Source organism: Paratissierella segnis (genome assembly GCF_014385195.1).
GTDB lineage: Bacteria > Bacillota > Clostridia > Tissierellales > Tissierellaceae > Paratissierella > Paratissierella segnis.
In genome coordinates this window covers 21,745-34,252 of the sequence record NZ_JACRTG010000023.1, presented here as the reverse complement: position 1 = coordinate 34,252, position 12,508 = coordinate 21,745, and the positions used below count along the sequence as shown (strand labels likewise).

General features: G+C 35.6%; 7 protein-coding genes and 1 riboswitch. All 7 genes read right to left on the bottom strand.

Annotated features, from left to right (window positions below):
- On the bottom strand, positions 1-3,564 hold a 3,564-nt coding region (locus H8707_RS10185), incomplete at its 3' end, for an InlB B-repeat-containing protein (protein WP_262430036.1).
- Between the two features lie 105 nt (positions 3,565-3,669).
- Positions 3,670-3,771, bottom strand: a riboswitch (cyclic di-GMP riboswitch).
- Between the two features lie 105 nt (positions 3,772-3,876).
- A complete protein-coding gene (locus tag H8707_RS10180; RefSeq protein ID WP_262430035.1) occupies positions 3,877-5,307 on the bottom strand; it encodes a diguanylate cyclase in 1,431 nt (476 codons plus the stop codon).
- Positions 5,308-5,411: 104 nt separating this feature from the next.
- Positions 5,412-6,623 (bottom strand): BTAD domain-containing putative transcriptional regulator, encoded by a 1,212-nt coding sequence (locus tag H8707_RS10175; protein WP_262430034.1) that lies wholly within the window; start codon positions 6,621-6,623, stop codon positions 5,412-5,414.
- 644 nt (positions 6,624-7,267) lie between these two features.
- Positions 7,268-8,029, bottom strand: a complete 762-nt coding sequence (gene kamE / locus H8707_RS10170; protein WP_262430033.1) for a lysine 5,6-aminomutase subunit beta — start codon at positions 8,027-8,029, stop codon at positions 7,268-7,270.
- Positions 8,026-9,588 carry a lysine 5,6-aminomutase subunit alpha gene (gene kamD / locus H8707_RS10165; RefSeq protein ID WP_262430032.1) on the bottom strand — a complete coding sequence of 521 codons (1,563 nt, stop codon included), beginning with the start codon at positions 9,586-9,588 and terminating at the stop codon, positions 8,026-8,028. Before kamD ends, kamE begins: the two co-directional genes overlap by 4 nt.
- Before the next feature lie 231 nt (positions 9,589-9,819).
- Entirely contained in the window at positions 9,820-10,869 is a 1,050-nt protein-coding gene (kamB, locus tag H8707_RS10160; RefSeq protein WP_262430031.1) for a lysine 5,6-aminomutase reactivase subunit KamB, read from the bottom strand.
- Between the two features lie 4 nt (positions 10,870-10,873).
- Positions 10,874-12,127 (bottom strand): lysine 2,3-aminomutase, encoded by a 1,254-nt coding sequence (gene kamA / locus H8707_RS10155; RefSeq protein ID WP_262430030.1) that lies wholly within the window; start codon positions 12,125-12,127, stop codon positions 10,874-10,876.
- Positions 12,128-12,508: the final 381 nt, after the last annotated feature.

The window sequence follows — 12,508 nt, the reverse complement described above, 5'->3', positions numbered from 1 at the left end:
TTTTGCTGGAGATAATACTTCGTTAGTTCCTTCTTCTAGATAGTTTACAGTGTAGCTGATATCTGTTCTAGCTGTGTAGTAGAAGTTAATTACATTTTCTTCTACTCCTAGCTCTATGGCTACTTCTATTGGTTCTACCTTGTTGTAACCTTCTATTTCTATTGCTGTCTCGGTTACTTCTTCTCCGAAGGTTTTATTCTCAACAGTTTTTGCTGTTGCTAATACTTTTTCTGTATCTTTTTCTAGATAGTTTACAGTGTAGCTTATATCTGCTTTTTTCTCCCATATTGCATATAGCTCATTAGTTGTATTTAGATTATCTACTATAATCTCTGCACCGGGCTGATAACTAGCACCACTTCTATCAGCTTTTGTATTCCACTCTTTGAAGTTGTGTCCCTCAAAGATAAAGCTATTGCTAAGAACTGTATGGGTTTCATTATTTTTAAGTGGAATTTCTATAGAGGCATTGTCACTACCATCAAATCCGCCATTCCCATAATATGCTAAAGAAGTTGTAGGCGCTTTATCTCCCCATTGTGCTATTAAAGTCATATTGCCTGTTATGGAAAGCTTGTCATTAGGATAATAAACTTTGCCTGAATTTTCTTCTTTCCATCCTATAAATACTTTATCACTTGGTGAGGTTAGATCACTTGGTGATAGAACAGTAGCTGAGGCTCCTAAAATATATTTATTATGATCTTGGGGTATCGTTCCACCTGCTCCGTTAGCATTGTAGGTTACTTCATAGACTAAATTTTTCCACACAGGATATAGAACAATATCATTTCTATTGATTGGTGTACTAAAATCATATGGTACAAATACTCCATTCACATACCAATACCAACCCTCAAAATCTTCTTCTTCTAATCCCGCAGGAATATCTTTTTCAAGTTTATCTTCAGAAATCGTAGTTCCACCTGAGATGTCATCAATTGTCTTGTACTCACCGCTTGTATCTGGTGTTAAATAATATTTAACGCTATATACCGGAGGTACCCATTTGGCATGAAGTATAAGGTTGTTCGCAGGCATTGTTTTTCCTGTAAAGTTATAAGGTTCACCTGCAGTAGCTTCATTGGTATACCAACCTTTAAAAACATAACCATCATATCTTGTAGTTACATCCTTCACATATCCTGATAATGCTTTGTCAGAAATATCCGCTTCATATGGGATATTAGAAACATTTTGATTACCTGTGTTATCATTTGTTTGGAAAGTTATATTATATTTGTTTCTATTATAATAAAGTTTCCACTCATATCTTTTAGTATCATCATTATATTTTGAATTCTGAGACCCATCCTTTGGAGTTGATTTTACGGTAAACCCCGGAATACTTATATAATCTTCTATCGTCAAATACAATCCACTGCTTCCAGTAAAATAATATGGTTCTCTAACGCTTGGATTTCCCGCTACATATTCCAAATAGAATATTGTATACTTAGCATTTCCTGACTCTGCTCCATAAACTGTCAAATTTTTATTAGGCATATCTGGTGCTAATGAGTACGCTGTGTTACCAGTTCTACTTACATACCAAGTATATGTGGAATATTCATTAACTGCCTGATTCCACCAAGGTGTCGTATCTGCTCCTTGCTTTATATTACCAAAGGACTTTAATTCATTATTATTACTTCTACGTCTAAATTCTAATGTATATCTATTTCTACTGTAATATACATTCTTTATAGCCGCTCCATCGCCTGAAATCTTTACATCTTCAGCATTGGTTTTTGCTGTATCCAACGTAAATCCAGAGTAATTCTTATTATCATAAGTTGCTGAAACACCTGTGGTTCCTATTCTTATAGTGCTTTCAAAATAAGAATATCCATCATCATCAGCATTTTCCTGCCAATATACTACTGTATATTTGGTATTATTTTTAGGTGTCCATATGGCATATAGTTTTACATTCCCATAAATAACAGTATCACTAGTATAATTTGTCCCTTTTCCATCAACTTGGGTATTCCACTTTTGGAAAGTATATCCTGCTTTAACCGGTACTTCTATATCACCTAATTTTTCACCATTTATGATATATTTAGGGAGTAGAGAACTTCCTCCTTGGGTATCAAATGTCACCTTCCACCTATCTGCTAACACAGCATATAGAGTGGTATTGGCAGTAATTGGTGTATCAAAATCAAAAGCTTCACCATTTTCAGCTGCTGACCAATGGGATAATGCTTTTCCTTCTTCCGTAACTATAAGAGGAATATCGCTAGCATTTGTTGTGCTGTTGGGTTCTACTTCCTTAGTTGCGATTACATTGCCACCATATACAAAGTAAACATAGTATACATCAGCAAACCTAGCATCTACCCTGAAAGTATTACTTTCATTTACAGTTATAGAAGTATCAAAATCAATCGGATTTTCTTCCCCTAATATATACCATCCGATAAACTTTTTTCCCTCATAAGCATTCGGTGTTGAAGGTTCAACTAAGCTTTCACCGTTTTTAACAATCTGAGTATCAATTTTATCGTCTCCTACATAGAACTCGTATGTTGCTGTTTCCTGAGTTCCGATTGCATAGATTGAGAAATGATTTGTAGTGAAGATTATCTCACCATTTTCATTTTCTGCTGACATATCATTGACTGCAAAATCATAGCTCATACCGTTTAAATTAAATGTAGATTTAGTTCTAACATTTCGTCTATTGGGTTCAAGGTGATAAACTACTATATCCTTATTGTCATCCGCAAAGTAAACATCTGTAAAACTTAACGTTACATTGCCATCAGGCTGGACTTCATTTCCTTCTCCATCCAATAGTGTTATATCGAACATTAGATAGTCTTCTAAGCCTACTCCTGTATTTTCTCTTATGGTTTCAGCATAATCACGTGCTTCTCCGGATGGCAAAGAATATACTGAAAGTTCTGTTCCTTCAGGCAAAACGCCCTCATCAGCAGAAATTCTGATAGTAACTCCATCAACTCTAGCGGTTAATTCAGTCGGTCCCAAACTTTTTACAGGAGTATAATAAAAGATTATAATATTATCTTCCTCTTGAAGGGTAATGGTTTTTGAGTCCTCATCAACTTCATAGCCTTTAATATCTTTTGCAAATTCCGTAATTTCTGAACCTATAAGCTGATCTTCTACGGTTTTGTCATTCAATAGAGGCTCTGTCTCACCCATATATCTTACAATATATGATGTTAAATTTGGTATTTCTTCAATTGGTAGTTCTTCTTCCGGGATTTCAGGCTCTTCTTCTGTGTTTTCTCCATCTTCAGGATCTTCAGGTTCTTCGGTAGGATCTTCCCCTTTGTTCTCTACCGGTTCTCCTTCTGTAGTTCCCTCATCTTCAGGATTTGTAGGTTTATCTTTATCATCCTCCACAGGATCTGTAGGCTCCTGTCCCTCTGTATTGTCATCTTCCTGTGAAGGAGGGTTGTCGCCGGGACTTTCCACCTCTGCAGTTTGCGTTCCGTCTCCTACTACATCAGCATATGCAACAATGTTTGCACTGAGAATCATTGCAAATACCAACAGAAACGCAATATGCTTGCTTAACTTACCTTTCATTTATTGCACCTCCTTATTTATATTCAATTTTCTTAAGTTAGCCGGAGTAACATTCAAAGGCATTCCCCCTTAAAATGTAAAAAGTAAAAGCTGCCATGTAAAATACATAGCAGCTTGACTATCATTGTGATTATCATAAATAAGAATAATCACTTTAGATTCATAGCTTTGCGTCCCTATCTTTCAATAGGTTTGCCAAAATTATTGATAAGTTTTTTGTATATATAGTATACCATTAGAATAATTTTATTAAACTGTTTTTTGAATTATTTTTTGATTATATTTACTATTCTCTGCTTGTGAATGATAATATTATGTTGCCTCCTCAGCGTCCAGTTTCATCAATTCAATAAATAATTCTGCCAGCCTAGGATCGAATTGTGTTCCTGCGTTTGCACTTATTTCTTCTAATGCTTCTGTATGGCTTTTTCTTTCCTTATATGGTCTGTAATTTACCATGGCTTCATATGCGTCTGCTATAGCAAAGATTCGTACTATCTTTGGTATTTCTTCACCTTTTAACAGTCCGGGATACCCCTTTCCGTCCCATCGTTCATGATGCATTAAAATTAATTCATTTATTGCTATTGGTTCTCCTGCAGATTGCATTATATGGTAGCCTATCTCGCTATGACGCCTCAATTTGTCCCATTCCTCATCGTTCAGAGGTTCTTTTTTGTTAAGAATATAATTTGGTATCCCAGCTTTTCCTATGTCGTGGTATTTACATAATAGTTTTAATTCTTCCTTTTCTATTTCGGATATGCCTATTTTATCTGCTAGTTTTATGCTTAGGTACTCCAGTCTATCGTGGTGCTGTTCTGTTTCACAACTTATCTTAGCCAATCTTTCTTTGATATAATCTATCATGTTTCGCTTTGCTTCTTTGCTCTCTATAAGCTTATTGAAATACATTCGCTCTTCGGATTTTTTTACTATATCTAATATATTTTCCTCTTCTTTTGTTTTTGTTGCTGTTCCAAAGCTCATGCTCAATTTCAAAAAATCAAGGGGATTGTTGTCTATTTTTTTCTTTATTCTTTTGATTATAGATAATGATGTTTGTTCTGTAGTCTTTGGCAGCAATATAAAAAATTCATCTCCGCCAAATCTGCTTACTATGTCCTCTTTTCTAAATACTTTTTTTAGGATATTGGCTATAGTTTTTAAAGCTTCGTCTCCCATAAAATGTCCAAAGGCATCATTTATCAGCTTTAACCCATTTACATCTGCGACTATAACGCTTATTGGGAGCTGCCTTTGTGTATCCAGTCTGGTGAGTTCTAATTCAAAAAATTCTTTGCTGTATAGTCCTGTGAGATTGTCCTTGAAACAATGGATATTTACTATATTTTTACTTTTACCATATTCGGTATTAGGTATTGAATATTTTGTGTTGTGTTTTTGTGCGGTGATGTCCGTGTAGAACAATATCAGATAGTCTTTTTCATCACTAAAAATATTGATCAGATACCACTTATCGAATTTTTCTATATAGTTTTCAAATTTTCTACTTGTATTTGGTATCATATGATAATATAAGTCTCTCAATCCGGGTAGGATATCTTCATTTTCAATAAATAGTTCTGATAATTTTCTTCCTATCAATTCTTCATATTTTATAATGCCGGAGGCTTTTAAATTTTCACTAAAATTTATTAATATATAATCTATAAATTCATTTTTATCGTTATATACGGCTTTAAAGCTGATAAAATAGTCTTTTTTTGCTGGATATTCCAACTCTTTACCTCCAATCAATATTTTCTCTTATGATTTATTATATCAATTGTATGATTATATTGAGAATTATAAATTGATTATATTTTGAATAATTAAAAAAAGCCCTAATTTGGGCTTTTGAGGATAAAATCTTCTTCTATGTCTATTTGTGTAAATTTCATGTTGATATGATACCCAAAATCCATGGGAAGATTGTCTCTTATCCTTCCTTCTATGACATCTATACTAGTATCTATTATTTCCTGTAACAGTAACAGTATTTGAGTATCGTTCCAAAATGAATATACATCACCTTTTCTTAATGTGCTTTCCAAGGTTTTGTTCATTATCTTTTCCCAGCTCTTTATGTCTTCATTGCTACAATCGTCTTTATTCAAGGTTATCAGGCATATATAATCCCGTTTTTCACCTATGGCTCTTTGTCTTTTTTGCATATTGAACAGCAATTTAAAATTATCGGAATCACAGATTATGGGACCTGAATTTTCCTCGGTTTCTAATTTGTCTTTTATGTTTTCTATATTTACTTCACTTTTTTCTAAATAACAGCTTTGAATTTTTCTGTATATATTTTTCATTCCAGGGGAATTTGCGTTTTTATTCTCCTTTTCCAATGTGGACATTATACAATCATAATGATCATGTGCGTTTTGTATTTGTCCTATCTTCAGCATTGCGTCCATTAGGCAAATATGAATTTGCTCCTCATATGGTTCTACAGTGATTGCTTTTTCACATAGTTCTATTATCTTTTCCTGTTCATCTTTTTCTTTATATATTTCAATTGCTTTTAAAAAGGTTTTAAGGCAAAGTCTGCTATAATGATTTCTTATGGGAACAATCCATATTTCGTACGCATTTTTCCCTAGATACAGTCCTTTATATAGTTCTAATGCCTGATTATAGTATTCTAAGGCTATGGATGCGTTTTCGATTCTATGGGCATCCCCTTCTGATATGAGCTTTTCAAATATATCATTGTCGATTTTTACTTTGTTTCCTACTTCCAAGAAATAATAGCCGTTGCTAAAATTAATCTGAAGGTAGTCTGCTTCATCCACATCTTCCGGTAATATTTTCTTTAGCATCTGCCTTAATCTAAATATTTGTGCTCTAAGCATATTTTTGGGATCAAAGGATTCAGAATCCTTCCATAGGTTTTCGATTATGGTTTCGGGCAATAATTTTTTGTTTCTAAATGTTAGAAAGTATTGAAGCAGTTTATATATTCTGTAAGATCTGTTTGATTTTTCCAGCAATGATTTGTTTCCCGATTTTATGTCAAAGTTTCCAAGGGTAGTGATATACAGTTCCATAGTCTCACCTCTTTTGTAAGATTATACCATCTTAAAGTGATATTATGCAAGAACAATTGAAAGACAATTCACAATTCACAGTTCACAATTCACAATTCACAATTGAAAAACATAGTGAAGAGATAAGAACTAAGAGTTAAGAGTGTAAAACATAAAAGATAGGGAAGAAAGACAATTCACAACTTAAGACAATTCACAGTTCACAGTTCACAACTTAATCAATTCACAATTCACAGTTCACAATGCACAATTGGAAAACATAGGGAAGAGTGAAGAACTAAGAGTTAAGAGTGTGAAACATAAAAGATAGGGAAGAAAGACAATCCACAACTTGATTCAATTCACAATTCACAATTCACAGTTCACAATTCACAATTAAAAGAGGAGATCCTTCGATAGTCAAGTTTATACTGCCCGACTCAGGATGACGCGAGCATTGATTATATGACCTTATAGACCCAAGATCACTGCTGTTGTCATCCTGCCGTGTACCCTTTGCATTCTAAGGGTGAGTGAAAGCGAAGGATCTCCCTATCTTTTTAATACATACTAACATGGGATTCCAGCGAGCGGATAGAGTCATCCGCCCCTACATACGATACGAGCAGTGATTATACTGCCCTTCATTGGTCGAGGTGCGACTATTAAATGGCGGCTTTTTGAGGTTGCGATAGGCGGGCTACCATCTCTGTGACTACAAAGGTTGCTACGTCTTCTGCGAAGGTTCCCGATCCGAAACCTGCATCATATCCGATTTCCTTGGCTAATTCATGGCTGATGCGAGGCCCTCCGCATACAAGGATGACTTTTTCTCTTATTCCTTCTGCTTCTAAGAGGTCTACTAGCTGTGTAAGGTTTTGAATGTGAATATCCTTTTGTGTTACCACTTGAGAAACGAGGATTGCATCTGCATCTAATTCGATTGCTTGTCTTACCAGTTCTTCATTGGGGACTTGACTTCCTAAATTGTAGGCATCTATTCCTTCATATCTTTCCAGTCCATAATGTCCTGCATAGCCTTTCATATTCATTATGGCATCTATGCCTACTGTGTGGGCATCGGTACCTGTGCATGCTCCCAAGATTACAACATTTCTTTTTATATTTTCCTTGATGTATTCTTCTACCTCTTCTTTGTTCATTACATCTACTTCTACTTTTGGAACCTCTATCTTGGTATAATCAACTGTATGAGTGGTTTTACCATATAATATAAAATAGGTATAATTTATTCCCAAGTCTTTGGAATATACTACACTAGCCTCTTCAAAGCCCATTTTCAACACCAATTGCCTTGCTGCTTCTTTTGCTTCTTCTCCATTTGATATGGGCAATGTAAAGCTAAGCTGTACCATCCCATCATTTAATGTATCGCCATATGGTTTAATTTTATTTAGATCAATCATCGCCTTTCACCTCCAAGCATGGATACGATAAATGGGTTAAAGTATTTTTCATCTTTCATTACTACTCCATCAAGACCTTTGCCTCCTGTCGGCGATCTTTTGACACCACCGAATTTGCCTTTTTCGATTGCTTTAAACAGTCCTTCACTATCGATTTCAACCAATAATTCATTTGCCTTTAACAATACTTCTTTAGCTCTATTTTGAATGATTCCATCTTTTTTAAATTCTATCTCATCACCTAAATTTCGAGCGTCTTTAAATATATATTTTGCATTTTCTATGGATAGATATCTATCATGCAAATGGGGAGTATGGATTGCTTCTGTAGGCATTCCCAGTAGTTGAATTCCTTGTTTTGTCATTATGGATGCTAAGTTGAACATGGCATCCTGCAGATGTCCTTTAAATATATTGCCTGTCATATATTTTGTTGGCGGCATATATTTTAGCGGAGCTTTGGGAAATATCTCTCTTGCCATTTGTGCTTGGGCTAATTCCAATAGAAATCCATTTTCCAAATCCGGATCCATTTCAAAGGCATGACCCAGTCCCATTTGTTCTTCGGGAATCCCCGCTTTTAGCGCAAATTGCTCGTTTATAAATTGGGATGCCAGCACTGTATGGGCTGCTTCTACTGCGTCATCTGTTGTTAGATAATTATCCTCTCCTGTATTTATGATGATTCCTGCAAATCCATTGATTACTCTGCTGAAGTACTGGTCGATCAGGGTTCTTTGCATATTGATATCTCTAAACAAAATACCATAGAGTGCATCATTTAACATCATGTCAAGCCGTTCCACTGCTCCCATGGCTGCTATCTCGGGCATACAAAGCCCCGAGCAATAATTTGTCAAACGAATATATTTACCGATTTCCTCTCCCACTTCGTCAAGCGCCTGTCTCATGAGTCTAAAGTTTTCTTGAGTTGCATATGTCCCGCCAAATCCTTCGGTGGTTGCACCATATGGTACGTAATCAAGCAGCGATTGCCCTGTGGTTCTTATGACTGCTATGACGTCTGCGCCCTGTTTGGCTGCTGCTTTTGCTTGAACTATATCTTCATAAATATTTCCTGTGGCTACGATGACATAAATTAGCGGGGTGGAAAAAGAGGATTGACAGCCAAGTTCTTCTCTTTTTATTTTGTTGAATTTTATTTTTTCTATTGTAGGTTTTGCGGCTTTTTCTATGACATTTTTTATTTTGTCTTCATCTTGTATAGGCAGACTCGTGATTTCCAATTCACCTATTGATATTTTTTCCGCTATTTGCTGAGGGGTAAGATGGGTATTTAGCATTGCATTTCCTATCCAATATGCTACACCTTTTTCCAATTCTCTATTCAATCTTATGCTGTCTACTACTACGTTTGGAAGGGGTTTATCTATATCATCTACTCCGTCTACTCCAAGAAGCCGCAGTATAGCTCGTTCTGTGGAGACTGTTGTATGCAAGTCGATGAATTTTTGGACTTCATCTGCTATATTTTTGGCTGATTGACGTGAGGAGTCGATTATTTCTTGGTTTAAATTTAGTTTGGACAAATTGATCACATCCTTTTCTACAATTCACAATTCACAATTCACAGTTCACAATTGAAAAGACAATTCACAATTCACAGTTCACAATTATTAGGGTCGAGCTATAGGGTCTTAAAAGAGGAGATCCTTCGATAGTCAAGTTTATACTGCCCAACTCAAGATGACACGAGCATTGATTATACTGACCTTATACAATTCACAATTCACAGTTCACAGTTCACAATGCACAATTGAAAAGACAATTCACAATGCACAATGCACAATGCACAGTTCACTTTCACAATCCACTATCGGTATATCTTTGATTTTGGCTTGCATTTTTTCTAAAAATTCTATTGGGTCGAAGCTATAACCTGTGGGTGAATAGGGATTGACTGTGATGCCTATTAAATCGATTGGGTGCAGTACCTTTATCTTCACTCCCAATCTTTGAAATCTAATAAAATCCCTATAATCTATAAATATCTTCGTTCCGTCATTTACTACTATGTCAATATATTTAAATCTCTTTGTTGTATATATGATATCTTCTATCGTATCCTTTACAAGAGAACCGGGGATCACAAGATATTTTGAATCATCTTTTATGCGACCGCCGATATTTTTTCCTCCGCCGATTGCTGTTGGCAAACTTAAAGTGTTTACATTAAGATTTTTATCTATGAGTTCAATTTTATTTTCATTCATTGAATTTGACATTATATCTCTAACCCTCTTATCTTCTATTGCAGGTAGATTAAATAATTTTACTGCATGAAGAGTTTGCTCAACTACTTTGTTCATATCTCGGGAAAGTACCGCTCCAGTTGATAAAATTGTTGCTTCTGAAATTGTAGGCGCTGCCGAGGATCTTCTATCTAATGCTCCATCCATGATTACAATTTCTGCTCCAAGGCAATGCATAATATCGATGATTTCTTTCATCTCTGCCAGAGTTTGAGGTCCGCCGATTTCTATATTTCCATTTGATTTTACTTTGCCTATTATTATATTGCCTAATGGTGTCCTAAAATCTGTAGTTCTTAATATTTCAATCTCTGCACTTCCCAACTTCAGCAATTCTTCAGTACTTGCGATTATAGTGCCTTTGTCCACATAAATACGGGGTTTTTCCAATTCTGTAATGATATCCTTAAATTCACCGTCACGCCCAATGGAGGTGATGCCTATCGGTATTTTGGATTTTTCGGCTTCATTGATTAGATGGTTTAGGGCTACTGTCTTTCCGGAATTTTTGCTCATACCGACTATAGAGATTGTTTTGTATTTATCCTTTATTAGGTTTAAAAGCATGAAATTACTCCTTTCTGCGTTGGTGGCGTTCTAAATATTTAGGTTTGAGGTGTTTGATTTCATGTCCTTGCATTAGTTCTGCTACTCCTGTGGTATTAGAATTTTTCTTATCATTGCAATAATCACATTTACACGGTTCTTCTATCATTTGAGGTTCTGCATAAGTTGTGATGATTCCTTCATAATTTCTAAGGACTACTTTTGTCGGCGATTGGGAGATTATATATTGAGGCATTACCGGTATTTTACCGCCGCCGCCCGGTGAATCCACTACGAATGTAGGGACTGCATATCCTGATGTATGCCCTCTTAAGGATTCTATGATTTCTATGCCTTTGGACACTTTTGTCCTAAAGTGTTCAATTCCCATTGATAAATCACATTGATATATATAATAAGGCCGCACCCTCATTTTTACTAAGTCATGAACCAAATCCCTCATTATATATGGGCAGTCGTTTATGCCTCTTAAGAGCACGCTTTGATTGCCCAGAGGTATTCCTGCATCGGCTAATTTCCTACAGGCTTCTATTGATTCGGGAGTTATTTCTTTTGGATGGTTGAAATGTGTATTAAGCCATATTGGATGATGTTTTTTTAACATATTTACCAAGTCATCTGTGATTCTTTGCGGCATTACCACCGGAGTTCGAGTTCCAAGTCTTATTATTTCTACATGTGGTATTTCTCTCAATTTTTTAATTATATATTCTAACAAATCGTCTCCGACAAGCAGACAATCTCCTCCTGATAATAGGACATCTCTTACTTGGGGAGTATCTCTGATATACTCTATTGCTTTATCCAATCCAGCTCGCGGAGCTCCCATATCATGCTGTCCTGCAAATCTTCTTCGGGTACAGTGCCTGCAATACATTGAGCACTGATCGGTTATTAGAAAAAGAACTCTATCAGGATATCTATGGGTAAGTCCCGGAACCGGTGAATCTACATCTTCATCCAGTGGGTCTTCCAGTTCGGATATATTGCTGTAGGTTTCCATTATAGTTGGAACTGCTTGCATCCTTATTGGACAATTTTTGTCATCCGAATCCATTAGAGATGCATAATAAGGGGTGATTCCAAGTCTAAATTTTTTAAGAACTTGATTTATATCCTGCTCTTCCTGTTCAGTCAAGTTTATAATTTGTTTTAGGGTTTCTACTTTGGTTATTCGATTTCTAACTTGCCATTTCCAATCATTCCACTCCTCAGAAGTTATATCTTTCCAAAGTTCAAATTGATTAAAAGATTCCAAAACAACACTCTCCTTTTTACAATGCACAATTCACAATTCATAATTCACAATGTAATTCAATTCACAATTCACAGTTCACAATTCACAATTCACAATTATTAGGGTCGAGCTATAGGGTGAAAAAGATGGGATTCTTCACTGGCGTTCAGAATGACACGAGCATTGATTATACTGACCTTAACAATGCACAATTCACAGTTCACAATGCACAATTATTAGGGTCGAGCTATAGGGTCTTAAAAGAGGAGATCCTTCGATAGTCAAGTTTATACTGCCCGACTCAGGATGACACGAGCATTGATTATACTGACCTTATACAATTCACAATTCACAGTTCACAATGCACAATTATTAGGGTCGAGCTATAGGGTCTTAAAAGAG